Origin of the sequence: Nocardiopsis oceanisediminis, assembly GCF_048595525.1 — a bacterium.
Classification (GTDB): domain Bacteria; phylum Actinomycetota; class Actinomycetes; order Streptosporangiales; family Streptosporangiaceae; genus Nocardiopsis_A; species Nocardiopsis_A oceanisediminis.
In genome coordinates this window covers 1135003-1158414 of sequence record NZ_JAFMZJ010000001.1, presented here as the reverse complement: position 1 = coordinate 1158414, position 23412 = coordinate 1135003, and the positions used below count along the sequence as shown (strand labels likewise).

Sequence of the window (23412 nt, the reverse complement as noted above, 5' to 3'; positions counted from 1 at the left end):
CCGATCCGAGGCTCGCGGAGCCCTCCGCCCCGTCAGGACCTGCGGACCAGCAGGACGATGCCGATGATGACCGCGGCGGCGACCCCGGCCCCGGTGAGGATGAGGGTGGTCGCGCTCGGGCCGGAGCCGACCTGCTCCTCCCCCTCCTCGGGGGCGGCGGAGGCGTCCGGGGCCGGCGAGGGCTCCCCGCCTCCCTCCGCGATGTGGCCGGGGACCGGCACCCGCCACACCGGGCTCTCCGGGCCCTCGGTGCCGGCCAGCACCGCCGAACCGTCCGCGGTGAAGGCGAGCGACTCGCCCTGGTCGGTCTCGGGCAGGCCGACCCGGCCCGCGCTGCGCCCGGGGACGCCGTCCGCGGCGTCGTAGAAGGTGGCTCCCCAGTAGGTGCGGACCGCGTAGTACGAGCCGTCCGGCGAGAACGACGCGTCGGTGGCGTAGAGCGGCGCGGAGTCGACCCGCTCCAGGGTGTTCTCCGCGTCCGGGTCGAGCTCCTCGGGGGCCGCGTAGACGCCGCCGGCGACCTCCTTGCTGATGATGTAGAGCCGGCCGTCCCGGGGGTCGACCATCATCGCCTCGGCGTCCCGGCCGCCGTCGGCGTAGGTGAAGGTGAACGCCTCCGCCTCCACGGTGGCGTCGGCCGGCTCGGCCGGCTCGGTGAACCGGTAGACCCGCACGCTCGGCCAGCCGCCCTGGAAGTTGTCGCCGATGTCGCCGACGTAGACCGCCGGTTCCCCGGCCTCGTCGGTGCCGAGCGCGACGGCCTCCCAGTCGCGCAGCTCGACGCCCTCGCCGGAGAGGGTGACGGTGGCCAGGACCGCGCCGTCGCCGTCGACGGCGTAGACCTCCGCGGGATGCTCCCCGCTGTCGTTGTGCGTCCAGTACACCCCCTCGTGCCGGGAGGAGGCGGCCAGGCCGCTGGACTCGGTGATCCTCGGGTCGGTGAGGCGGAACAGGATCTCGGAGCCCTCCGGGACGTTCCCGGTGCCGCTCGGCTCGGGGCTCGGTGCGGCCGACGCCGACGCCGGGGCCGCCGGGGCCAGGGCGAGCAGGACGGCGAGCGCGAGGGCGGCGGACTTGGTCATGGCCGACATCCTGCCATCAGCCCGGCCGCGCCGGGTCCGCGGGTGATTCGCGGCCCCGGGGCGGGCATGCTCTGCCGTACGGCAGGGCGGACGGCCCGGCCCCCGCGGCAGAGAGGAGCCGGCGATGAGGATCACCGCCTGCCTGAACGGGGACCGCCGCCCCGGTGCGCACCCGGCGCTGCCGGTCTCGGCCGAGCAGGTGGCCCGGGACGCGGCCGCGGCGGTGGCCGCGGGCGCGGACGCGGTGCACGTCCACCCCCGCGCGGCGGACGGGGCGGAGGCGCTCGACCCCCAGGTGCTCACCCCGCTGCTGGAGCGGCTGCGCGCGGAGATCCCCGGGGTGCCGGTCAGCGTGACGACCGCGCTGAGCGCCCAGCCCGACCCGTGGCTCCGCTACGACCTGGTGCAGCGCTGGGGCGCGCTGCCCGACACGGCGACGGTGAACCTGCACGAGCCGGGCGCGGTGGAGGTGGCCCGGCTGCTGGTGGACCGCAGGGTGGGGGTGGAGGCCGGGCTGGAGTCGGCGGCCTCGGCGCGGCTGCTGGCCGCCACCGGGCTCGCGGCGGAGTTCACCGGGGTGCTGGTGGAGCCGGCGCACGCCGCGATCGGCGCGGCCCTGGAGGAGGCGGCCGCGATCGACGCGGTGCTGGACCGGGCCGGGATCGATCTGCCCAGGCAGATGCACGGGGCGGACGGAACCGCCTGGCCGGTGCTGGAGGCCGCGGTGGCGGCCGGCCGCGACGTGCGGATCGGGCTGGAGGACACCCTGCGCACCTCGGCGGGCGCGGAGGCCGCGGACAACGCGGCGCTGGTCGCGGAGGCGGCCCGGCTGGTCAGCTCAGCAGAGAGCCGACGATGACGATCAGCATGATGACCGCGAGCACGGCGGGCAGCAGCCAGCGCTGCTTGCGGTTGTTGGTGAGCATGCTCATGGGCCGACCTCGTTCGCGGCGGTGGACGTGGGGGCGGACGACGGGCTGAGGTGTCCTCCCTGCCCATTGTCGCCCCGCCCCGGACCGGCCGCGCCCCGGGGCGCCGTGGCCTGCCTCTCCCCCGCCCGGAGCCGGGGCCGGGATGCGGGCCCCGCCGGGCCCCGCCCGCGCTCCGGGACGGAGGCGGCGGTCCCCGAGGATCGACCGGGGACGTCCGCCCCGGCCTGCGGCGGTGCCCTGGCCGCCCGCCGGGGGAGCGGTCTTCCGGGCGGTGGCCGCGGCCGGGCCCGCCGGCCTGGCCCGACCGGCCCGGAGCGCCGCGTTCATCGCAGGGGCGGGGCGCCTCCGCGCCCGGGCCCGGTGGCCGGGGCCCTCTCCGCAGCGGTTCCGGGGGCGGGGCGGCGGCCCGGCGGTCAGCCCGGGCCCAGGGGCCAGGTGGCGACGGTGCGGTAGCGGTCCTCGTCGGCGCCGGGGCGGCTCTCCACCAGGTGGACCTCTCCGACGTGCCAGAACGGGGTGGCCAGGCCGGCCAGGGCGGTGCGGGTGCCGGCGAGGTCGACCGGGGTGCGGCTGCGGGCCAGGGTGAGGTGGGGGACGTAGGGGCGGCGCTCGACGCGCTCGCCGCAGCGGCGGGCGGTCCGGCGCAGCCCGGCGGCGATCCGGCCGAGCGCAGCCGTCCCGCCCTCCACGCCGGCCCAGAGCACCACCGCGCGGGTGTCGTCGCCGGGGAAGGTGCCGGCGCCGCGCACCGCGATCCGCGGCGCGCCGTGCCGGGCGGCCTCGGCGGCGAACGCCGCCTCCAGGCCGGGGCGCCGCCGCTCGTCGACCTCGCCCAGGAAGTGCAGGGTGATGTGCCAGTCGCGGCGCCCGGACCAGCGCAGGCCGTCGCCGTTGCGGCGCACTCCGGCCACCGCGGCCTGCACCTCGTCGAGCACCTCCTCCGGCGGGTCGACCGCGATGAACAGCCGCACTCCGTACCACCTCCGCATCCGCGGGCCGGCCCGGCCGGCCCGGCACCGGTGTCCGTGCCGCCAGCCTGCCAGCCGCCGCCGCGGAGGGGAAGGCGGTGCGGCGGACCGGCCCGCCGCACCGCCTCCGGGTCAGGCCGCGCCCTCCGCTCCGGCGGGGCGGGCCCGCTCCACCGTGAGGAAGGGGCGGGTGCGCGGGGTCAGCCGGATGCGGGCGCCCAGCCTGCGGGCGAGCAGGGCGGTGGCGGCGAGGGTGACCGCGATGGTCACCGCGCCGCCGGTCGCGAGGCTGACCCGGGGGCCGAAGGCGTCCGCGAGCACGCCGACGATCGGCGCGCCGATCGGGGCCATGCCGAGGAAGACCAGCATGTACAGGCTCATCACCCGGCCGCGGAGCTGCGGTTCCACGCTGAGCTGGAAGAAGGCGTTCTGGGTCGCGGTGAAGGTGAGGAAGGCGATGCCCATCGGCACCAGCAGCAGGGTGAAGGAGGCGAACCCGGGGGCGAAGGCGGAGGCGAACTCGACCGCGCCGAAGGCGAGCGCCCCGATCAGCACGGTGCGCAGCCGGGGTCTCTCCCGGCGGGCGGAGAGCAGCGCGCCGGCCAGCGCGCCGACGGCCAGCGCCGCGGCGGCGACGCCGAACGCGGCCGCGCCCGCGGTGAACACGTTGTTGGTCATCAGCGCGATCTGGTTCTGCACGTTGGAGCCGAACATCTGCAGGAACCCGGTCATGACCAGCAGGAGCAGCAGGTCAGGGCGGCCGGCGACGTAGCGCAGGCCCTCCATCGTCTGGCCCTTGGCACGCGGGGCGGGCTCGGTGGGCTGCAGCTCGCCGGGGCGCATCAGCCACAGCCCGGTGAGCACCGCGAGGAAGGACAGGGCGTTGATGAGGAACACCGGGCCGCTGCCCACGGCGGCGATGAGCAGGCCGGCGACGGCGGGGCCGACCACCCGGCCCAGCTGGAAGCTGGCGCTGTTCAGCGCGATCGCGTTGGGCAGGTCGCGGCGGCCGACCATCTCCACCACGAAGGTCTGCCGGGCCGGGTTGTCCAGCACGGTGACCAGGCCGAGGCCGAACGCGAACAGGTAGACGTGCCAGACCTGGGCGTGCCCGGCGGTGGCCAGTACGCCGAGGCCGAGGGCGAGCACGCCCATCACGGCCTGGGTGGCGATGAGCAGCCGCCGCTTGTTCGCGCGGTCGACGATGGTGCCGCCCCAGAGGCCGAGCAGGAGCATGGGCAGGAACTGCAGGGCGGTGGTGATGCCCAGGGCGATGCCGCTGCCGCCGCTGATCTGGAGGACCAGCCAGTCCTGGGCGACCCGCTGCATCCAGGTGCCGGTGTTGGAGACCACCTGGCCGGCGGCGAAGAGGCGGTAGTTGCGGATCGCCAGGGAGCGGAACATCGCCGGGCCCCGGCGGGGCCGCTCGGCTTCGCCGGCCCCCTCGGCGTCCGCCGCTCCGCCGCCCCCCGAGGCGCCGCCCGCCGCCCGGTCGGCCGCACCGTCCTCGGCCGCGCCGGCCCGCTCCGGGGCGCCGGGGGCCGGGTCGTGCGGGGCCTCCGCCGCCGGTGCGCCGGCGACCTGGTCGGCGGGATCGGGCGGGGCGGTTAAGACTGGCTCAGCCGGTCCAGGATCTCCGCCGCCTCCCGCAGCACCGTCTTCTCCCGCGGGCTCAGCTCGGCCAGCCTCCGGGCCAGCCAGGCCTCCCGCCGGTGCTGGTCCTCCCGGACCAGGGTCCGGCCCGCTCCGGTCAGGTCCACCAGCTGCTGCCGGCGGTCCTGCGGGTGCGGTGTCCGGGTGACCAGGCCGCGCTCTTCCAGCGCGGTGATGATCCTGGTCATCGAGGGGGGCTGCACCTTCTCGTGGTCGGCCAGGGCTCGCGGGGTCATCTGGCCGTGGCGGGCGAGGGCGAACAGGACGGCCCCCTGCCCCAGGGAGAGCGACGCGTCGGGGCGCTGCGCCCTGAGCCGCCGGGCGAGCCTGCCCACGGCCACGCGGAGCACCGCCGCCAGTCCGGCGTCGGTTCGGGTCTGCGGGGTGAGGTCGGGATTCTTCATTAGCACGACTCATTACTCTTGCTAACAAACGGCGGCACCCCGCCATTCCCCGCCGCAGCGGGGACGAGCCGCGCTGCGGTACGGCGGTGCCCTGCCCGCCCGGAGGGGCGGACAGGGAACTCTATCCGGAATCGCGCCTCAGCCTGCGAAAAGCGCCTTGAGCGGCTCCAGCGCGAAGAAGACCAGGAACGCCGCGGAGACGATCCACATCAGCGGGTGCACCTCGCGCGGGCGGCCCTGGACCGCCTTGATCAGCACGTGGGCGATGAAGCCGAAGCCGATGCCGTTGGCGATGGAGTAGGTGAACGGCATGGTGGCGATGGTGATGAACGCCGGGACGCCCAGCGACAGGTCGCTGAAGTCGATCTTGGTGACCTGGGTCATCATCATGAAGCCGACGATGATCAGCACCGGGGTCGCGGCCTCGAACGGCACGATCTCCACCAGCGGCGCGAACAGCGTCGCCACCAGGAACAGCAGGCCGGTGACGATCGGCGCGATACCGGTCCGCGCGCCTTCGGCGACGCCCGCCGACGACTCGGCGAAGACGGTGTTCACCGAGGCCGAGGCGGCGCCGCCGGCCATCGTGCCGACCGCGTCGACGACCAGGACCCCGCGGCTGCCGTCCAGGTTGCCGTCGGAGTCGAGCATCCTGCCCTGTTCGGCCACGCCGACCATGGTGCCCATGGTGTCGAAGAAGTCGGCCAGCAGCAGGGTGAAGACCAGCAGGACGACGGCGATGACGCCGATGCCGGCGAAGCTGCCGAACAGGTTGAACTGGCCGACCAGCCCGAAGTCGGGCACCGCCACCACGTCGCCCGGGGAGGACGGCAGCGTCGGCACGGTCAGCGACCAGCCGGTCGGGTTGGGCTCGCCGCCGGCGCCGACCGACGGGCCGACCTTCGCGAACGCCTCCACCGCGATCGCGGCCGCGGTGGCGGCGACCATGCCGATCAGCATCGCGCCCTTCACCTTGCGCACGATCAGCGCGATGGTCAGCGCCAGGCCCAGCACGAACACCAGGATCGGCCAGCCGTTCAGGTGCCCGGAGCCGAGCTGGACCGGGACCGTGCTGCCCGCCGCGTCCGGGACCCGCCGGATGAAGCCGGCGTTCACGAACCCGACGAAGGCGAGGAACATGCCCACGCCGACCGCGATCGCGCTCTTCAGCCCGGCCGGCACCGCGCGGAACACCGCGTTGCGGAACCCGGTGAGCACCAGGACCATCAGCACGATGCCCTCCAGGACCACCAGGCCCATGGCATCGGCCCAGGTCATCTCGGGGGCCAGGGTGTAGGCGACGATCACGTTGAGGCCCATGCCGGCCGCCACCGCGAACGGGTAGCGGCTGACCACGCCCATCAGGATCGAGATGACCCCGCCGACCAGGGCGGTGGTCGCCGCCACCCGGGCGATGCCCAGCTCGTCGCCGTTGGCGTCCGGCGCCGTCCCGATGATCAGCGGGTTGAGCACGATGATGTAGGCCATCGCGAAGAAGGTCACGAGGCCGCCGCGGATCTCCCGGGCGAAGTTCGATCCCCGCGCGGTGACGCGGAAGTAGGCGTCGATCCGGCCGCGCAGGCCGGCGGGCGCGGCGGGGGCGGAGGTGGACTGTGGCGTTGCGTTCACTCGGCTGACCCTGACATGTGCGAATTAAGGGACGAGACCAGGTTAGTTGCATATTCGTACAAACCAGGACATGTTCCCCGTCTCACCACTTGGAGGAACATACAACGGCCGGGGCCGCGGGCGCCCACCGCGCGGCACGCGGCCCCGGCCCCACCGCTCCGCGCTGACGTAGCCTGGAGGCGTGCGCACACCCCGACGTCCCGACCCCGAGGTCCTGGAGTTCGACTACCGCGTCCCCACGGCCCTGGGCACCCTGGGCTGGACCGCGGCGCTGGCCGCCCTCCTGGTCTGGGGCGACGGTCTCGACCCCGACCAGCGCTGGCGGGTCGCCGTGTGCGTCACCGGGATGGTGCTCGGCGTCTTCGCCTTCTTCTACATCCCCCGCCTGCTGGACAAGCGGGCCCGCGCCGAGGCCGAGCGGTCCGCGGAGCGCGCCGCGGCCACCGCCGAAGAGGCCCCGGACCCCGGGGAGCGGCCCGCCCCCGCCCCGGAGGCACCGCCCGGCGCCGACCGCCCCGCCTGACCCCGCCGGACCGCCCGGGCCCGCAGCGCGGATGAGCCGAAGCGGACGGGTTCTCCGTGATAATGGGCCCGTGTCTGAAACGCTCCGCCCCTTCCCGCGACGGCTGGCCGAACGGCTGCGCCGGATCCTGATCGACGCCGACTACACCGTCGCCGGCGTGCGCGACCGCCTGGGCGGGACCGCCGCGCGCGCCCTGGCCCGGGAGCAGCTGGTCCCTGCGCTGCGCGCGACCGGCGGCGAGGAGGGCCTGGGGAGGCTGCTCCGGCTGTGGTGGCTGCAGGAGCCGATCGAGGAGAAGGCGGCCCGCGCGCTGCTGCCCGTCGACGAGCTGGCCGCCGAAGGGCTGCTCGCGGTGGACGGCCGCGGCGTCCGCGCCCTGGTGCACCTGGGCCCGTGGGAGCTGGACGGCGGCGAGCCCGGCTACGTGGTCAGCGACCCCACCGTCCGGCCCGGCCAGGGCGTGCCCCGGCCGGACCACGTGGTGGGCGCGGGCGGCGCGTCCGCCACCCTGTCCCGGCTCATCGTGGACGGGCCGGTCGAGCGCGCGCTGGACCTGGGCACCGGCTGCGGCGTGCAGGCCCTGCACCTGGCCGGCCGCGCCGCCGAGGTGTGCGCGACCGACGTCAACCCGCGCGCGCTGCGCTTCGCCGAGATCAGCGCCGCGCTGTCCGGCGCGGACAACGTGGCGGTGCGCCGCGGATCGCTGTACGAGCCGGTGGCCGGCGAGCGCTTCGACCTGATCGTGTCCAACCCGCCGTTCGTCATCACCCCCGGGGCCGCGAACTTCACCTACCGCGAATCCGACCTGCCCGGGGACGCGGTCGTCGCCGAGCTGGTCCGCGAGGCTCCGCGGCACCTCACCGACGGCGGCTGGTGCCAGCTCCTCGGCAACTGGCTGCACGTCGACGGCGAGGACTGGCGGGACCGGGTCGGCGAGTGGGTGGCCGGCGCGGGCTGCTCCGGCTGGGTGGTCCAGCGCGACGTCCAGGACCCCGCCGAGTACGTCGAGCTGTGGCTGCGCGACTCCTGCGAGCAGGGCGGCCCCGAGTACACCCGCCGGTACGACGCCTGGCTGGAGTACTTCGAGCGGGAGGGCGTGGAGGGCATCGGCTTCGGCTGGATCTGCCTGCGCAACGACGCCGCGCAGGACGCCGCGGTCCGGGTCGAGGAGCTCCGGCACGAGATCGACCAGCCGGTCGGCGGCTACCTCCCCGACGTGGTCGACGGCGCGATGACCGCGCACCGGCTGACCGACGCGGCGCTGCTCTCCGCGCACGTGGCCCTGGCCCCGGGCGTCGTCGAGGAGCGGATCGGCACCCCCGGCGCGCCGGACCCGCAGCGCATCGTGCTCCGCCAGGAGAACGGCCTGCGCCGCGCCGCCCAGGTGGGCACCGTCGAGGCGGCGCTGGCCGGTGTCTGCGACGGCACCATGCCGGTCGGCCCGCTGCTCGACGCCATCGCCCAGCTCACCGAGGAGGACCCGGCCCGGCTCCGCCACCGCCTCCCCGACGTGCTCCGCTCCCTGATCGCCGAGGGCTTCTTCCGCGTGGCCCGCTGACCCGCCCTGCTCCCGCTGCTCTTCCGGCCGGCTCCGGACCCCCGCACGGAGCGGGCCGCCCGCCCCGCAAGGCCGCTCCGCGGCTCGCTCCCGCCTCCGATCCGGCGCGGGCCCGGAGCCGGTGCCGCCGGAACACAGGAACAACGCCCCGCCGAAGACCGGCGGCGGCGACGGCACCCGCCCCACCTGCTCGGCTTGTTCTTCAACCTCGGGGGCGGCCGGGGCATCGAGGCGGCCGACCGGTGGAGGTGGCCTGTGATCGCCGCCCGCACCCGGCTACGCCCGCCCCGGCCGCCGGGGCGGTCGGGCCCGGCGCGGGTGCGGGGGGGCTTTCACAGCGTCCGCGCGGAGGCGGCCCGTCCCGCCGGTGCGCCCGAACCCCCGGCCCCGGGCGCCCCCGGGTGTCGAAGAACCGGTGTCGGGCACCGCGCCATGACGCGGGGAAAGACAGCCGAACGCGCCATGAGCCCGAAGGAGCACCACGCCCGCCCAGGTTGAGAACAAGCTCAGACCGCTGATGGGAGCCCCCGTCCCAGGGCGATGATCTCGGAGTTGCGGGCCCGCCCGCGCGCTCTGCCGGGCCCGCGACTCCGAGATCATCGCGGGAAAGGGGCGGGGGCCGGGGGTTCTTCTGCGGCCGCTTCCCCTTTCCCGGCAGCGATCCCAGTGCGGAGCGGCGGGCACGACCGCACCGCACCCGGCCAGGTCCCGGACCCCGCCCGGACTGCGCTGGGCGGCCGCACGGCCGCCGGGGTCACTCCAGGTCGGCCTCGGCCAGCAGGAGCGGGGCGCGGTCCGGGTCGGTGAGGACGCGGGCGACGAGGTGGCGGCGGTGCCAGGCGCCGGCCTTCCAGCACAGGGCGCGGGCCAGGCCCTCGGGGCCGGTGGCGTGCGGGACGCCCTCCGCGAGGCGCCACTCCAGGGGGACGCCGTCCACCTCGATCGCCTCGTGGTGCACGTAGGTCAGTGCGTCGGTGTCGATGAAGTGCCGGACCTCGTCGGGCACCTGGCGGACGTCGCCGGGGGCGGTGACCGGCGCCGGGACCTCCTCGCCGGCCAGCGGCAGGTCGAGGACGTCGGCCAGCGCCGAGGCCAGCCCGGCGGGCGGGAGCAGCACCGGCCGGTCGGCCAGCAGCGGCAGCAGGTCGGGGGCGTCCACCACCAGGACGTCCTCGGCGTCGGCGACGACGATCGCCCCGCCCTGCACCGCGCGGACCTGCTCCGGCGGCTCCACCCGCTCCGGGTCGGCCCCGGCCAGCGCGGTCCACAGCCGGTGCAGCGCCCGGTGGCCGATCCGGCGCTCCGGGTCGGCCAGCCGGTCCAGCAGGTCGTCCGGCCCGTCCGGGTCGGCGAGCAGGTCCTCCAGGGTGCCGCGGACGCCGATCGCGCGGGCCAGGGCCGCGTCGACGCCCTTCGGCGCGGGCTCGTACAGCCCGTGCAGCACCGGGTCGGCGTCGGGCAGCCGCAGGTCGCCCGGGGCGGCCCCGCCGAGCAGCGCCCCGGTCCGCAGCCACCAGGCGGTGTAGGACGGGACGTCCGCCGAGCGGCCGCCCTCCAGCAGCACCCGGGCCGGGTCGGTGACCGCGGCGCGGGTCCCGGCGGCCCCGGCCAGCAGCTCCAGCGCCCGGGGCCAGCGGTCCTCCCGGACGAACTCCAGGTCGGCCACGGCCACCAGCTCGGGGACGGTCGGCGGCAGGTCGGGGTCGCCGAGCCGGGCGGAGACCTCCTCGGCCCACTCCTCCAGGCCGTCCAGCGGGAGGTCGTCCAGGACCTCCTCCAGGGCCTCGCCCAGCGTCACGTCCTCGGCGCGGACCGCGGTGAAGCCGTCCAGCACGCCGACCGCGGCGAGCAGCCGGGCCCCGTACCGCTCCACCAGGTCGCCGGCGACCAGCCCGAACGGGGCGTCGTCGGTGAACACCTCGCGCAGCGGGCTCTCCGGCAGCAGCAGCTCGCCGGCGACCGAGTAGCCGTCCTCGTCGTCGCGGAGCGCCAGCTCGGCCAGCCAGGGCAGGTCGGCGGTGGACGCGGCGGAGGCCGCGGCCAGGGCGAGCACCGGGGCGGCGACCGCGTCCGGGTCCTCGGCGTCCAGCGAGCCCCGGACCGCCGCCCGGGTCTGCGCGTCGGAGAGCACCGCGTACGGGCCGGCCTCCACCGCGCCCAGCCGGACCAGCAGCGGATCGGCCGCCTCCGGGTGCACGATGCGCAGGCCGAGCGGGGCCAGCGCGCGCGGGTCCGGCAGCGCCTCGAAGACGCCGGGACCGGGGATGAGCAGGGAGCGCGGACCGCGCACCGTCCTGCCGTCGGCCAGCGGCACCGGCAGGGCGCCGAGCTCGCCGGCGTCGGCCCCGGCGGCGACCGCGCCGCGCAGCGCCGCGTACAGCCGCGCCCACCAGGCCGGCTCCCTGTCCAGTTCGGCGAGGAGGTCGGCCAGCTCGGCCGGGCCGATCCGGCGCACCCGGAGCCGGGCCAGGCCGGGGTGGGCGGGGTCGGCGTCGCCGGGCAGCGCGGCCGGGACGGCCCCGGCGATCGCCTCGGCCACCTCCGGTCCGCCCTCCACCAGCACCGCGTCGCGCGGGCTGACCGGCTCACCGCCCGCCGTGCGCAGGAACGGGGCGTCCTGCAGCGGGTCGCCGGCCAGCGCGCGGAACCGGCCGTCGAACTCGCCGCCGCCCAGCACGGGCTGCGGGACCAGGTCGAGCGCCGCGCGCGGCTCCAGCCGGCAGAGCAGCTCGGCGTAGGCCTCGGCGGCCTCGGCGAGCAGCGCGTCGGCCGCGGGCCCGGGGGCGACCCCGCGCCGGTCCGGAGTGAGCGGGAACGAGGCGATGAGCAGGGCGGGCAGGTCCAGCGGGGTGTCGGAGGGGGTGGGGGCGTGCAGTACCCGGGGCACGCCCGGGGGCAGCCCGGGGCGGCCCTCCTCGTCGAGGGCGGTCGCCCAGGTCAGCGTCCAGTCCGGCCGGTCCCGCTCTTCGACCGGCCGGTCGGCCAGCTGTCCGGGGTCGAACCGGCCGGTGCGGGTGAGGGTCCGCCAGTGCGTGCCGCTCGGCCCGTCCGGGCCGTCCGCGCCGATCAGCACGTCCTCCGCCCCGGGCAGGTCGGGGTCGGTGGAGGGCCGGTCCCCGCGGGTGAGCACCCGCTCCCCGCCGGGGGTCTCGATCCGCACCTCGGCCAGCGCGGGCAGCGCCAGCAGCAGGGCCGGGCCGGTCTCGGCGAGCAGCCGGGCGGCGGTCGCGCGGGCCTCGGCGTCGCGGAGCAGCAGGGTGACGGCGGTGTCGTAGCCGTCCGGGACCGCCGGGGCGCCTGCGGCCGGGAACGGGAGCCGGAGCAGCGGGAGGGCGCCGCCGCGGCGGTGCAGCTCCTCGGCGAGGCCGGGGTCGGCCCGGCCGGTGTCCAGCAGCTCGGCGCCGATCTCGGCGCGGGCGGCCTCGGCGCTCCACCGCACCGCGCCGTCCCGGGAGGCGGCGGTGACGTCGTCGGAGAGCGCCGCCACCGAGGCGAAGCCGACGCCGAACCGGCCGACCGGGGCCGCGCCGTCGCCGCCGCGCTTGGCCGAGGCGCGCAGGGTGGACATCGACTCCACGCCCTCCGCGGTGAGCGGGGCGCCGGTGTTGGCGGCGGTGAGCGCGCCGCCGTCGAGGCGGAGCAGCAGCCGGCCGGGGACCCCGGCGCGCAGCGCGGCGTCCGCGGCGTTCTGGGCCAGCTCGACGACGGCGCGGTCGCGGTACCCGCCGAGGGCGTGGTCCTCTTCGGCGTTGGCGTCCTCCCGGAACCGGGAGGGCGACGCGGACCAGCCGTCGAGTACGCGCCGCCGCAGCCCGGCGGTGCCGTACGGATCGGCGGTTCGGGCGTCCATGGGGTCTCCTCCCGGATCGGTGCGGCACTACGGTACGCGACGGAGGAGGGGGCGCCGAGCGGGTTTCCCGCGGCGCGGCGGGACCGGTTCCGGAGCCGTCGCCGGGACCGCACCACTGCGGAGGGGGCGGGGCGGTCCGGAAGAGGGTGCCGCCGCGCCGGACTGCGGTGCCGCCCGGAGCGCTGCGGCGGCTGCACCGCCACTCGCCGGTCCGGGTGCGGCGGTGCGGCATGCCTCGGTGCATCCGATCCCCTCCGGCCCGCTGGGCGGGCCGCGCGACCGCCCGCACACCCGACAGGCTCTCAGCGCGGTTCCGGTGTCCGGCCGGATCGGCGGCGGACGGTCCTCCGGGGCAGAAGGGCCGGGCTCCGCGGCATCGGCCATTGCCTGCCCCGGAGGGGACGCGACCGCCGGACCTCCCGGTCGGCCTGCCGGGCGGTCCGGCGGTCGGGGTCAGCCCTGGGCCGGCTGGGGCGGCGGGCCCTCGGAGGCCTGCACCAGGACGAAGCCCTCGCCCTCGAAGGCGAGCTGGAACGCCTCGCCGCTGCCCCGGCCGACCAGCGCGCCGGCCTTGGCGGTGCGGCGCACCCCGGTGCGCAGCGAGGTGGACCAGGCGACGACCGACTGGGTGTCGGCGTAGGTGGGCCGGTCGACGCCGATCAGCACCGGGGCGCCGAGGCAGGCCACGGCGATCCGGCCGCGCCCGGTGAACACGGTGTTGAACAGGCCGCCCGCGGCCATCCCGGCGCCCTCCACCCGGGAGACGTCCCAGTCCAGGCCGGACTCGAAGGCCAGCACGTTCTCGGCGTTGACCGTGATCGCGTCGTCCTCCAGGTCGACCAGGTGCACGTCCCAGGCGTCCCGGGCGAGGAACACGTCGCCGGCGCCGGAGACCGTCATCAGCGACAGCCCCTCACCGGTGAACGCCTTCTTCAGGAACCGCTTCACTCCGGCGCCCTTGTAGGCGAAGTCGACCTGGCCCTGGTAGGCGACCATCGACCCCTGCCGGGCGTGGAACTCGCCGCCCTCCAGGCGGACCCGGAGCATCTTCCGGTTCTGCAGGGACATCCCCGGCCGGTCGTTCTCCGCCGCCTCGTCGAAAAGGCTGCTGCGCATGCGGCTCCCTCCGGGCGGGCCCCCGCCCGGTTCAGCCCTCGGAGGAGACCAGCTCCAGCTCGGTCGTGTCGTCGAAAACGATGTGATCGTAGCCCAGCTCGTCGACCACGGGCTCGGAGGCCCGCTCGGCGCGGACCGGCTCGCGGACCGCCTCGGAGTGGGCGCCGCAGCCGTGGTCGAAGGAGACGACCTTGCCGTCGTCGGGCGCGAACTCGTTGGTGCACACACCGAACATGCGCCGGAAGTTGCCGGCCATGAGCGTCATGAAACCGCAGGTGGCGCAGCGCCCGGGGGCGGCGGTCGCGATCGGGCTGCGCGGCCCGGCCTCGCCGTTGTACCAGCGCTCGGCGGCGGACTCGCGCCCGGCCTCGGAGAGGACCCGCTTGCGGCCCAGGCCCAGCTCCCAGATCATCTGCCGGTCCTCGCCCTCCTCTTCCAGGGCGTCCTCGGGGACCTGGCCGAACCCGGGCTCCAGCCGCTCGTCGTCGGCCGAGGCGGGCAGCAGGTCGCCGACGCCGACGTCTCCGGGGCGCAGCCGCTCCTTCCACGGCACCCAGTCCGGCGCCAGCAGCGCCTCCTTGCCGGGCAGCAGCACGGCCTCGTTGACCGTGACGACCTTGGCGCGGGCTGCGCGCACCACGGTCACGGCGTAGCGCCAGCCGGTGTAGGCCGGGTCCAGGCACGCGAACAGGTGCGTCACCACCCGGTCGCCTTCGACGTAGGCGGAGAGGTGTTCACCGACCCACTCCGGACGCGCGATCTCGGCGGCGGCCTCGCGGGCGAGGTCGACCGCTTCCATGCTGGCCTTGTCAGGTGCGGGGGTACGACGGCTACGGCTCACATCATCCATTTTCGCTGATCGCCGCCACCACCGAGACCACGACACCGACTCGATAGACGACCGTTACGTCGAAATGGGGAGGTAGGGCGCTTCCCGGGCGGAGCGAGCGCCCCACCTGTGGCAGGGGTCACTCCGGAGTCCGGGCGGGACCGCCCCGCCCCAGCTCACCGGGGCGGCGGCGGACCGGGTCCGGGTCATTCCTCCAGGTCGTCCGCGACCACCCGCAGGACCTGCGCGATCTTGGCCGCCTCCCGGCGCTCGGGGTGCTTGCCCCTCCGGTAGGAGCCGGACACCCCGTCCAGCAGCTTGATCAGGTCCTCGACGATGACGACCATCTCGTCGGGCTTCTTCCGCAGCGCCTTGGCCACCGACCGGGGTGCGTCGAGCAGGCGCACCTGCAGGGCCTGCGCGCCCTTGCGCCCCTCGACCACACCGAACTCCACCCGCTGGCCGGCCCGGAGGGACGGGGTCCCGGCCGGCAGCGCAGAGGAGTGCACGAAGACCTCACCGCCGTCGTCGCGGGTGAGAAAACCGAATCCCTTGTCGTTGTCGTACCACTTGACCTTGCCGGTGGGCACGTGTGACCTCACGTTCTCGCCGTAGGACCAGACGGTGTGGGGGGACCGAGAGGGGGCGCCCTGTTCTTAGGCGAATGTCCGCTAGATCCCGCAGACCCATCTTTTCATAGGGGATTTCAAGGCTAGTGCTCTCCGAACTCGGGGGGCGAGGGCGAGCGCGCCGCCGATTCCGCCAAATGCGGATAAACGCATCGGCCATATCCGGCCAGCGCCCCGGACAAGGCGAGAGGCCCGGAAGCGGATTTCCGGGCCTCTCTCTGACGGCCGCCCCGCCACCGCTGGTTGCGGAGTGCTGGGACGGGACCCGGCGGAGCCGGGGCGGCGTCGGACCTGCCAGGCGCCCCGGATACGGCGGGCGCCGATCGCGCCGTCCGCACTGGGACCGCTGTCCGAAAACGGCGACGCAGGTCCATGCTTACCCGGGCCGCCCTCCCGACACGCCCATGAAAGTGCAGGTCAAGGATGTTATTCCGGAGGATTTAACGGCCCATGACCCCGTTCCGCGCCTTCTCCCCGGCGGCTTTTCCGGCCGATCCGCCGATCCGGAGCAGCATGTACACGGCGCACCCCGCCAGCGCCGCGCGCAGGCCGGTCAGCCCCGTCTCGGCGAGCGAGCCGAGCAGGTACTGGTCCACATAGGGCGCCTCCCCCGGCCACAGCGCCATGCCGACCGCGGTCGCCGCGATCGGCACGCCCACCAGCACCCATTTGTCGCTGCGCCGCCACACCCGGCTCAGCGCCACCATCACGGCGGCCACCGGCCACAGCGGCGCCGCGGCCGCGAGGACCGCCCCGGCCAGGTGGAGCAGGAGGGCGACCAGCTCGGCCGGGTGGGACAGCAGCGCACCGAGGGTGCCCGCGGCCCGGCCGGCCGTACTCCGCGACCTGGTCGTCACGATGGGCGAGCCGCGCTCCGGACCGACCGCGACCGCCCGCCCGGTCCCGGCCCGCGACCCCAGCCAGCCGGTCTCCGGGCCGCCCCGCCACGGCGGCGGCTCGCGGCGCCGGTAGACCCGGTCCCCCGGCGCGCCCCCGCCCGCGCCGTTCTCTCCGGGGCCGTCCGGCTCCCCGGCGCGCGCGGCGAGCTCCGCCTCGACGACGTCCTCCGGGGCGCCGAAGCCGCGCAGCACCCGGCGCACATCGTCCGCGCTGCGCGCGCCGGCGGCCGCACAGGCCTCGTCCACCCTGGTCCGCACCTCCGCGAGGAAGGCGACCCGCCGCCGCGAGGGGACGGCCCCGTACGCGGCCTCCCCCACCCGCGATACGTAGTCCAGGACCAGGCGATCGGGTTGCTCGGTCATGGGCACATGGTGCCGCAAGATCGGTGCCGCCCGCCCGGAATCACCCGATGCTCGGCGAATATCCCGTTCACCGAGTACCGGTCGGCCGACCCACTTCCGTTTTGATGACCGAAAGTAGCCACGCGAGCCCGCTCCGCGGTGTATGAATGAGCCCTGCCCCCCGCGCCGACGACCGGCGGCCGCCCGCCCCGGTCCCCACCGACGAGAGAGGCCGACATGCGCGCACCCGGCTCCGCGGCCCTGGTCGCCGCCCTCACCGGACTCCTGCTGGGCGCGGCCCCCGCGGCCGGCGCCGCGACCGCCGACTCCGGAACCCTGGCGCTCTACGCCGCCCCCGGCATCGGCCACACCGTGCTGGAGGTCGAGGACGGCTGCCACACCTTCCCCGCGCCCCGCCCGGTGGGCTACGCCGACGCCGACCCGATCGCGGACTACGCGCTCTATTCCGGGCCGGACTGCACCGGGGTCGCGCTCGGCGCGGGCCGCGACGCCACCCAGTGGATCCCGCCGCTGCTCAGCGTCCACTCGGTCCGCATCGACTTCGACTGATCCGGCCCCGGCCGAGCGGAATCCCGGCCCTGCGCGGGATCGCGCCTTCTGGTGAGATAGGAGGGACCTCGAAGGCCCCCGAGAAACAGAAAGGGTCGGCCGCGATGAGCGACCCGCAGCTGCCGCCCGGCGCCGCGTCCCCCCGTGACGAGCCACCGCCCCGGCGCTCCCGCAGACCCGAGGGGCCCGCCCGGGAGGAGCCGCCCCGGCGGGAGCGGGCCGAGCCGCGCGCGGACCGCGCCCCCGCCCCGCCCGAAGGGCGCCCGGACCGCCGCGAGGACCGCGCGGCGCGCCCCGGGCACGGGGCGGGCGCGGAGCGCGGGGCGGGCACCGGGCGCCCGGCCCGCGCCGACCGCGGTACGGACACCGGCCGCGAGGTGCGCGAGGACCGCGGAGACGAGGCGGACCACGAGGACCGCGAGGCGCGCGCCGAGCGCCCGGCCCCCGCCGCCGGGGGCGGCTCCAGCAGCTCCACGATGGCGCTCATCCTGCACGCGCTGACCTTCCTGTGCTGCGCCAACTGGATCTTCGGCGTGGTCGGCATCGTGTTCGCGGTGCGCGCCGGGCACAAGCGCGACCGCGGGCTCTACGAGGAGGCCGAGACGCTGGCCCGGTACTCCTGGTACTGCCTGGGCGCGGCGGCCGTGATGTTCTTCGTGATGGCCGTGCTCACCCTGTGGATGCTCACCCGGGCGGGCTCCTGGGTGCAGGGGTTCGTCCCGGGCAACGTCCTGTACTGAGGCCGCCCCTCCTCCGGCGCCGGGACCGCCGCCTTGGGGCGGCGCGGAGGGCCGTCCCCGCCGACGGACCGGGGTCCGGCGGTGGGGCCGCCGCCGGGCCCTCCGTCCTTCTCCCGCGAGCCCGCCGGCGCCGCGGCCGGCCCGGAACCGGCCGGGGCGGCCGCGGCGCCTTCCCCGGGTACGGGCCCGGCCGGCGGCCGGATCCGGCCGCCGCGGAACCCGCGGCGCCCGGGCGCCCATCAGAGGGGCGAGACGGAGAACGCCCTGGAGGACGCCCCGTGCACGACCCCCGCGACGGCATGGTGCCGCCGCCCGGCGCCGGGTACCGCACCGTCGCCGAGCAGGACGCCGACACCGCCGCCGGCGCCCCCGGAGACCGCCCCGGGCCGCGCCTCGGCGGCCCTGCCGCGATCGCGATGACGGCCCGCCGCACCCCTGTTCGCGGGGCCACCGCGCCCGTGTCCGCCGCCGGCATGCCGCTCGCCCCCCGACGAGGCGTTGCGGCACGGGCTGCGCCGCAACGCCTGGAATACGATGGGCATCGGCGTTTTGACCGGCTTCCTGCTGATCGCCGTCACCTCGGGGAGCGGGAGCGCCTCGGGAACGCCGCTCCGATGAGCCGGCCGTCCGGGAGGAGGGGAACGCATGCAGGGGCACCGGCCCGCCACCGAGCGGTTCTGGGAGGACGGTCCCGTCCTCATGCCGCCGCCCGCCGGGACGGCGCCCGCGCCGGTCCCGGCCGCACCGGTACCGCAGGCCGCGGCGGCGCGGCCCCCGGTGCCGCAGGCCTACCGCACGGCGGCCGCGCCGCCCCCGCAGCCCGCTCCGGCTCTCCCCTCCGGTCCTCCGGCGCGGACCGGGGCCGCCGTCGCCGCCCTGCTGTGCGCCCTGCTCAGCCTGCTCTTCCCGCTGCTGTGCCTGCTGATCGGGATCCCGCTGCTCGGCCTGCTGATCAACGTCCCCGGCGTGGTCTTCGGCGCGCTGGCCGTGGGCTCCCGGCACCCGGAGGCGGTGGAGCGGAACATCGCCCGCACCTGGGCCTGCATCCTCGTCTACCTGGCCGTGATCGCCGCGGTCCTGCTCGGCGTCATGGTGATGGCGCTGGCCCTGCTGTCCTGACCACGAGGCGCTCCGGAGCGCCGGAACCGAGAAGAGCGGAGCACACATGAGCGACCAGTGGCCCCCGTCCCAGCGCCCCGGAGGCTACGACCCGCCGCCCGGCTACCAGACCGGCGCCCAGCGGCCCTTCCCCCCGCCCGGCACCGGGCACGGGCCGCAGCAGCAGCCGCCGCCGTACGCCCACCACCCGTACCCGCCGGCCACCCACCCGGAGATCGAGGCGGGCCAGGGCAGGGCGATCGGCGCGCTGGTGACCGCTCTGATCACCATGCTCCTCTGCAGCATGCTCACCAACGCCGTCGGCATGGTGTTCGCGGTCATCGCGATGTCGGAGAAGCACGACGTCGAGCGGTTCCGGCGGTTCACGAAGTACGCCTGGATCTCCAACTGGATCCACATCGGCCTGGTGGGGCTGGGGATCCTCGCGATCATCGCCTACTTCGTGGTGATGTCCATCATGCTGGCCGACATGTCGGCCTCTTCGGCGACGCCTCCCTGAGCCGGCGGTGCGCCGCGGCCGGCTCACACCGACGGAAGAACCCCCATGACCAGTGTGAACCCCGCGATGACCCAGGCCAGCAGGGAGTAGCCGAGGGTGCGGGTGCGCAGCGCCGGCGCGGCCTTCATCGCGGGCGTGGCGAAGGCGGCCACCATCAGGATCAGCGCCAGCATCGCCGGGATGGAGGAGGCGATGGCGAAGATCGTCATCTGGTGGGTGCAGTCCGCGTAGCCGGGAGCCAGCGGGTCGCCACAGAACACGTTCTCTCCCGGTGGTCGGCGGGGCGGGTCGCGGGACCGCCCGGCCCGGTCCGGCGCCGCGCGGTCACCATGACCGTACCGCCTCGCGCGCTTCGGGCGGTCCGCATCCGGCCGCCGGTCCGGCCCGGATCGCCTCCGGGCCGCCGTTCCATCCCTTTCAGGGAGAAAGTCCCCCAGGCGCTTTACATTCCGACATACCGAGTCGAATCATGGGGAGCGACTTCGAGGCCACGGAGGTACCCCGCATGACCGAGACCGCCCCCGCCCGCGACGGCTTCCATTCCATCCGCCGCGGCGGGCTGAACTGGGACTCCTTCCCGCTGCGGCTGTTCGCCAAGGGCAACGCCAAGTTCTGGGACCCCGCCGCGATCGACATGGCCGCCGACGCCGAGGACTGGAAGGGGCTCAGCGACGAGGCCCAGGAGCGGATCCTCCGGCTCTGCGCGCAGTTCGTCGCCGGGGAGGAGGCGGTGACCGAGGACATCCAGCCCTTCATCCGGGCGATGGCCGCCGAGGGGCGGATCGGCGACGAGATGTACCTGACCCAGTTCGCCTTCGAGGAGGCCAAGCACGTCCAGGCGTTCCGGCTCTGGCTGGACGCCGTCGGCGTCACCGAGGACCTGCACGCCCACATCGACCGGAACCCCGGCTACCGGGCGCTGTTCTACCGGGAGCTGCCCGAGTCGCTGAACCTGCTGCTCGATGAGCCCACCCCGGCCAACCAGGTGCGCGCCTCGGTCACCTACAACCACGTCATCGAGGGCGCCCTCGCGCTGACCGGCTACTACTCCTGGAACCACCTGTGCACGGCGCGGAACATCTTCCCCGGCATGCGGGAGATCATCCGGCGGATCGGCGACGACGAGCGGCGGCACATGGCCTGGGGAACCTTCACCTGCCGGCGGCACGTCGCCGCCGACGACGCCAACTGGCAGGTGGTCACCGACCGGCTGGAGGAGCTGCTGCCGCACCTGCAGGCCACCGTGGCCTCCGCCGACACCCCGCTGGAGAGCGAGGAGGACCGGCGGTACCAGCTGCCCGAGGGCGAGCTGCTGCGCTACGCCACCGACCGGGCGCTGCGCCGGCTGGGCGCCATCGAGACCGCCCGCGGCGTACCGGTCACCCGGATCGATGTGGACGCCTCCCCCGAGGAGCTGGAGGAGCGGTTCGGCGAGGAGGACCGGGCCGCGATGTCCCGGCTGGCCTGAGCGGCCGCCGGGGGCGCCCCGCTCAGCGGGCGGGCGCGGGCGCCTCGGCCAGCATCCGGTAGGAGTCCAGCATCTCCGCCCGGTCGTAGGTGCTCAGCGTGACCAGCACCTCCTCGGCTCCGACCCGCGCGGTCAGCCGGGCCAGCTCGGCGCGGACCCGGTCGGGGGTGCCGTACAGGCCCGCGGCGACCGACTCCTCCAGGTACTCCCGCTGCCGGGGCGTCATCTCCCGCTCGGCGGCCCGCTCCGCGGGCTCCAGCGGCGGGAAGACGCCCCGGGTCCGGGAGTAGGCCTGCGCCCACGCCTCCGGGACCAGCAGCCGGCGCGCCTGCTCCCCGGTCGGCGCGACCGCGACGCCGAGCGAGACCGCGACGTAGGGCTCGGCGCCCCACACCGACGGGCGGAAGGCCTCCCGGTAGCGGGCGACCGTCCCGGCCATCGCGTCCTCGCCCCGGACCGGCGCGGTGACCAGCGCCAGCCCGAGCCGCCCGGCCAGCTCCGCCGAGCCCTCCCCGGTGCCGAGCAGGAAGGGGGACGGGCGCAGCCCCTCCCCCGGGTAGGCCCGGACCCCGGGGTGGTCGTGCTGGTCCCCGGTGAAGTAGCCGAGCAGCTCGGCCAGGCGCTCGGGGAAGTCCGCGGCGGAGTCCCGCCCGGTGCCCAGCGCCCGGCGGATCCCGGAGGTGAACGCCAGGGAGCGGCCCAGCCCCATGTCGATCCGGCCGGGGTGCAGCGCCTCCAGCACCCCGAACTGCTCGGCGACGGCGAGCGGCCGGTGGTTGGGCAGCATCACGCCGCCGGTGCCGACCCGGATCGAGGAGGTCCGCTCGGCGACCGCCATCGCCAGCACCGCCGGGGCCGGCCCGGCCAGGCCGGGCACCCCGTGGTGCTCGGAGACCCAGAAGCGGTGGTAGCCGAGCTCCTCGGCGGCGCGGGCGAACTCGACGGTCTCGCGCACCGCCCGGGAGGGGTCCTGCCCCTCGCGGATGCTGGACCGGTCCAGGACGGAGAGCCGCGGCCCGCCGGGGGCGGGGGCGGGAGCGGCGGCGGGGGCTTCCTGCACTGAAGTCACGTCCAGCACAACACCCCGCGGCGCCGGGCATTCCGCCCGGCGCCCGGGGTCACTGCGCGACGCCGGCGAGGCTGCCGGTGGTCTGGCCGGACGGGTCGGAGACCACGCAGGAGATCTCGCGGTCGAAGGCGTCGAACGCGTCCTGGGTCGGGGTGTAGTAGCTGAACTGGTAGATCGACTGGTCGATCGGGACGCCGATGAAGGTGGAGAACTCGGTCTCGCAGAACTCCTGCGCCTCCTGGGCCATGCCGTCCTCGCCCGGCCAGGTGGTGGCGCCGGAGGTGGTGGAGGCGTAGACCTCGGAGTCGTGCGGGGAGGAGCACTCGGTCAGCGGCACCTCGCTGACCTCGCCGACGATGCTCTCGTCGTTGAGGCAGTCGCCGACGGAGATGTCGAAGGCGGCGACGTCCTCCTCCGCGGCGGGCACGTCGGTGGCGGGGTCGCTCGGCGCGTCGGCCGGGGTGTCGCTCGCGGGGGGCGGGGCGTCGGAGGCGCCCTGGGACTCCTGCTGCGCCTGCTGGATGCCGCTGATCAGCGCGCCGCAGCCGGAGCTCATGGTGACGGCGCCGATGAGGGCGGCGCCCAGCAGCGCCTTCTTGGCCAGTGGGGCGATGGCGGTGGTGTCGAGGGACATCGGGGGTGGCTCCGTTTTCACAGATCGGGGATGTGGCCGGGAGGTCTGCCGAACCCGGCGAATATAACTCTCAAATCCGACAAATCGGATTCTTTTTGCTGTTCTGGGCCGCGGTTCCCGCGGGGACGGGAACCGGCCGCCCGCGCGGGGCGCCGCGCACGACCGGAGCGGTCTCCGGGCCCGGCCGGGCCCGCTACTTCCCTTCGGCGAGGACCAGGTCGACCGTGATGCCCGCGGCCAGGACCAGGGTCCGCAGCGGCTCGGGCAGGCCGGGATAGCGCCGCCACAGCACGTAGCTGTCCGCCGCGGTGAAGAACTCCCCCAGGTCGGGGACGCTGCGATCGACCTTCGCGACCTCGTGGCCGCTCGCGTCGTCGATCCGGAAGCGGAACCCCCAGAAGTCCCCGTTGAGCGTCCCGACCTGGCGCTTCCATCCGTCCAGCAGCCGGAAGCCCGCCTTGAACAGCCGGAAGTCCTGGTCGATGTAGCCCACGGGGGTCCCGTCGGCCAGCATGATGCTCGTCGACGCCGTCCACAGCGACCACTGCTTGTGGATCCGCAGCCGCGGGCGCCGGTAGGCGTCGTTCACCACCAGCTTGCGCGCGAAGCCCGAGGTGTTCTCGGCGAGGAAGCGGAGCGCCCGCATACCGCCGTCGAGCCCCTCTTCGCAGACGTGCGCGACGTGCCGGCCGCGGGCGTCGTAGCAGTGGTACTCCGACTCATCGACGAAGAAGCGCTTGGGCTGCTTCACGATGATCGGAACGGTGTCGAAAAGGTCCTCCACGTCGGCTTTGGACGCCCCCACCCCCGACCGGGTTCCCAGATTTCTCATTTTCCCCTCGAACATCTGGGAGATCTCCCAGGACCCCGGAGCACACCCGCGCTGAACCGGGGTCTCC

22 protein-coding genes are annotated in these 23412 nt (G+C 75.7%); 8 read left to right on the top strand and 14 right to left on the bottom strand.

Features of this window, described 5'->3' with window-relative positions; translation table 11 throughout:
• Window positions 1-32: 32 nt before the first annotated feature.
• On the bottom strand, window positions 33-1082 hold the full coding sequence (locus tag J0910_RS05310) for a hypothetical protein (RefSeq protein ID WP_420157393.1): 1050 nt from the start codon (window positions 1080-1082) through the stop codon (window positions 33-35).
• A gap of 124 nt (window positions 1083-1206) precedes the next feature.
• On the opposite strand from J0910_RS05310, the gene J0910_RS05305 reads away from it, so the two are divergent.
• A complete protein-coding gene (locus tag J0910_RS05305) occupies window positions 1207-1941 on the top strand; it encodes a 3-keto-5-aminohexanoate cleavage protein (protein WP_420157392.1) in 735 nt (244 codons plus the stop codon).
• 486 nt (window positions 1942-2427) lie between these two features.
• On the opposite strand, the gene thpR is transcribed toward J0910_RS05305, so the two are convergent.
• The 4 genes from thpR to J0910_RS05285 form a co-directional block, all read right to left on the bottom strand.
• A complete protein-coding gene (gene thpR, locus J0910_RS05300) occupies window positions 2428-2985 on the bottom strand; it encodes an RNA 2',3'-cyclic phosphodiesterase (RefSeq protein ID WP_420157391.1) in 558 nt (185 codons plus the stop codon).
• A 129-nt stretch (window positions 2986-3114) separates the two neighbouring features.
• Entirely contained in the window at window positions 3115-4386 is a 1272-nt protein-coding gene (locus J0910_RS05295) for an MFS transporter (RefSeq protein WP_420157390.1), read from the bottom strand.
• A gap of 203 nt (window positions 4387-4589) precedes the next feature.
• Window positions 4590-5039, bottom strand: coding sequence for a MarR family winged helix-turn-helix transcriptional regulator (locus J0910_RS05290; protein ID WP_420157389.1), 450 nt, complete (start codon window positions 5037-5039; stop codon window positions 4590-4592).
• A 138-nt stretch (window positions 5040-5177) separates the two neighbouring features.
• Window positions 5178-6668: an NCS2 family permease gene (locus tag J0910_RS05285; RefSeq protein WP_420157388.1), complete on the bottom strand. Its 1491-nt coding sequence runs from the start codon at window positions 6666-6668 to the stop codon at window positions 5178-5180.
• A gap of 181 nt (window positions 6669-6849) precedes the next feature.
• Here J0910_RS05285 and J0910_RS05280 point away from each other — a divergent pair, with 181 nt between their 5' ends.
• Both J0910_RS05280 and J0910_RS05275 read left to right on the top strand, forming a co-directional pair.
• Window positions 6850-7191 carry a DUF2530 domain-containing protein gene (locus J0910_RS05280; protein WP_420157387.1) on the top strand — a complete coding sequence of 114 codons (342 nt, stop codon included), beginning with the start codon at window positions 6850-6852 and terminating at the stop codon, window positions 7189-7191.
• Between the two features lie 70 nt (window positions 7192-7261).
• Window positions 7262-8749, top strand: a complete 1488-nt coding sequence (locus tag J0910_RS05275; protein WP_420157386.1) for a DUF7059 domain-containing protein — start codon at window positions 7262-7264, stop codon at window positions 8747-8749.
• 754 nt (window positions 8750-9503) lie between these two features.
• Here the strand turns inward: J0910_RS05275 and J0910_RS05270 are convergent.
• The 5 genes from J0910_RS05270 to J0910_RS05250 form a co-directional block, all read right to left on the bottom strand.
• Window positions 9504-12599 (bottom strand): sacsin N-terminal ATP-binding-like domain-containing protein, encoded by a 3096-nt coding sequence (locus tag J0910_RS05270; protein ID WP_420157385.1) that lies wholly within the window; start codon window positions 12597-12599, stop codon window positions 9504-9506.
• A 453-nt stretch (window positions 12600-13052) separates the two neighbouring features.
• The gene (locus tag J0910_RS05265) at window positions 13053-13715 is read right to left on the bottom strand and encodes an AIM24 family protein (protein ID WP_420157384.1); all 663 of its coding nucleotides are present in this window, start codon (window positions 13713-13715) and stop codon (window positions 13053-13055) included.
• 31 nt (window positions 13716-13746) lie between these two features.
• The gene (locus tag J0910_RS05260; protein WP_420157383.1) at window positions 13747-14514 is read right to left on the bottom strand and encodes a DUF3027 domain-containing protein; all 768 of its coding nucleotides are present in this window, start codon (window positions 14512-14514) and stop codon (window positions 13747-13749) included.
• Between the two features lie 236 nt (window positions 14515-14750).
• Window positions 14751-15134, bottom strand: a complete 384-nt coding sequence (locus J0910_RS05255; protein WP_420161893.1) for a cold-shock protein — start codon at window positions 15132-15134, stop codon at window positions 14751-14753.
• A 479-nt stretch (window positions 15135-15613) separates the two neighbouring features.
• Window positions 15614-16435: a hypothetical protein gene (locus J0910_RS05250; protein ID WP_420157382.1), complete on the bottom strand. Its 822-nt coding sequence runs from the start codon at window positions 16433-16435 to the stop codon at window positions 15614-15616.
• Window positions 16436-16651: 216 nt separating this feature from the next.
• Between J0910_RS05250 and J0910_RS05245 the strand changes: the two genes are divergently transcribed.
• The 4 genes from J0910_RS05245 (at window position 16652) to J0910_RS05230 (ending at window position 19342) form a co-directional block, all read left to right on the top strand.
• A complete protein-coding gene (locus J0910_RS05245; protein WP_420157381.1) occupies window positions 16652-16984 on the top strand; it encodes a hypothetical protein in 333 nt (110 codons plus the stop codon).
• 104 nt (window positions 16985-17088) lie between these two features.
• A complete protein-coding gene (locus J0910_RS05240) occupies window positions 17089-17724 on the top strand; it encodes a CD225/dispanin family protein (RefSeq protein ID WP_420157380.1) in 636 nt (211 codons plus the stop codon).
• A gap of 645 nt (window positions 17725-18369) precedes the next feature.
• Window positions 18370-18843: a hypothetical protein gene (locus tag J0910_RS05235; RefSeq protein ID WP_420157379.1), complete on the top strand. Its 474-nt coding sequence runs from the start codon at window positions 18370-18372 to the stop codon at window positions 18841-18843.
• A 46-nt stretch (window positions 18844-18889) separates the two neighbouring features.
• Entirely contained in the window at window positions 18890-19342 is a 453-nt protein-coding gene (locus tag J0910_RS05230) for a hypothetical protein (RefSeq protein ID WP_420157378.1), read from the top strand.
• Window positions 19343-19365: 23 nt separating this feature from the next.
• Here J0910_RS05230 and J0910_RS05225 read toward each other — a convergent pair whose 3' ends face one another.
• Window positions 19366-19602, bottom strand: a complete 237-nt coding sequence (locus J0910_RS05225) for a hypothetical protein (RefSeq protein WP_420157377.1) — start codon at window positions 19600-19602, stop codon at window positions 19366-19368.
• Between the two features lie 245 nt (window positions 19603-19847).
• On the opposite strand from J0910_RS05225, the gene J0910_RS05220 reads away from it, so the two are divergent.
• On the top strand, window positions 19848-20810 hold the full coding sequence (locus J0910_RS05220; protein WP_420157376.1) for a R2-like ligand-binding oxidase: 963 nt from the start codon (window positions 19848-19850) through the stop codon (window positions 20808-20810).
• Between the two features lie 22 nt (window positions 20811-20832).
• Here the strand turns inward: J0910_RS05220 and J0910_RS05215 are convergent, their stop codons facing one another.
• From J0910_RS05215 to J0910_RS05205, 3 genes are all read right to left on the bottom strand, one after another.
• Complete coding sequence (locus J0910_RS05215) at window positions 20833-21879, bottom strand: LLM class flavin-dependent oxidoreductase (RefSeq protein WP_420157375.1); 1047 nt, start codon at window positions 21877-21879, stop codon at window positions 20833-20835.
• A 49-nt stretch (window positions 21880-21928) separates the two neighbouring features.
• A complete protein-coding gene (locus J0910_RS05210) occupies window positions 21929-22513 on the bottom strand; it encodes a septum formation family protein (protein ID WP_420157374.1) in 585 nt (194 codons plus the stop codon).
• A gap of 193 nt (window positions 22514-22706) precedes the next feature.
• Complete coding sequence (locus J0910_RS05205; RefSeq protein ID WP_420157373.1) at window positions 22707-23345, bottom strand: phospholipid scramblase-related protein; 639 nt, start codon at window positions 23343-23345, stop codon at window positions 22707-22709.
• Window positions 23346-23412: the final 67 nt, after the last annotated feature.

Excerpts from the sequence above, each read along its gene's own strand:
- J0910_RS05310 (WP_420157393.1), bottom strand. The coding sequence starts at position 1,082 with ATGACCAAGTCCGCCGCCCTCGCGCTCGCCGTCCTGCTCGCCCTGGCC.
- J0910_RS05305 (WP_420157392.1), top strand. The coding sequence starts at position 1,207 with ATGAGGATCACCGCCTGCCTGAACGGGGACCGCCGCCCCGGTGCGCAC.
- J0910_RS05295 (WP_420157390.1), bottom strand. The coding sequence starts at position 4,386 with ATGTTCCGCTCCCTGGCGATCCGCAACTACCGCCTCTTCGCCGCCGGC.
- J0910_RS05290 (WP_420157389.1), bottom strand. The coding sequence starts at position 5,039 with ATGAAGAATCCCGACCTCACCCCGCAGACCCGAACCGACGCCGGACTG.
- J0910_RS05270 (WP_420157385.1), bottom strand. The coding sequence starts at position 12,599 with ATGGACGCCCGAACCGCCGATCCGTACGGCACCGCCGGGCTGCGGCGG.
- J0910_RS05265 (WP_420157384.1), bottom strand. The coding sequence starts at position 13,715 with ATGCGCAGCAGCCTTTTCGACGAGGCGGCGGAGAACGACCGGCCGGGG.
- J0910_RS05260 (WP_420157383.1), bottom strand. The coding sequence starts at position 14,514 with ATGGAAGCGGTCGACCTCGCCCGCGAGGCCGCCGCCGAGATCGCGCGT.
- J0910_RS05250 (WP_420157382.1), bottom strand. The coding sequence starts at position 16,435 with ATGACCGAGCAACCCGATCGCCTGGTCCTGGACTACGTATCGCGGGTG.
- J0910_RS05245 (WP_420157381.1), top strand. The coding sequence starts at position 16,652 with ATGCGCGCACCCGGCTCCGCGGCCCTGGTCGCCGCCCTCACCGGACTC.
- J0910_RS05240 (WP_420157380.1), top strand. The coding sequence starts at position 17,089 with ATGAGCGACCCGCAGCTGCCGCCCGGCGCCGCGTCCCCCCGTGACGAG.
- J0910_RS05235 (WP_420157379.1), top strand. The coding sequence starts at position 18,370 with ATGCAGGGGCACCGGCCCGCCACCGAGCGGTTCTGGGAGGACGGTCCC.
- J0910_RS05230 (WP_420157378.1), top strand. The coding sequence starts at position 18,890 with ATGAGCGACCAGTGGCCCCCGTCCCAGCGCCCCGGAGGCTACGACCCG.
- J0910_RS05220 (WP_420157376.1), top strand. The coding sequence starts at position 19,848 with ATGACCGAGACCGCCCCCGCCCGCGACGGCTTCCATTCCATCCGCCGC.
- J0910_RS05210 (WP_420157374.1), bottom strand. The coding sequence starts at position 22,513 with ATGTCCCTCGACACCACCGCCATCGCCCCACTGGCCAAGAAGGCGCTG.
- J0910_RS05205 (WP_420157373.1), bottom strand. The coding sequence starts at position 23,345 with ATGAGAAATCTGGGAACCCGGTCGGGGGTGGGGGCGTCCAAAGCCGAC.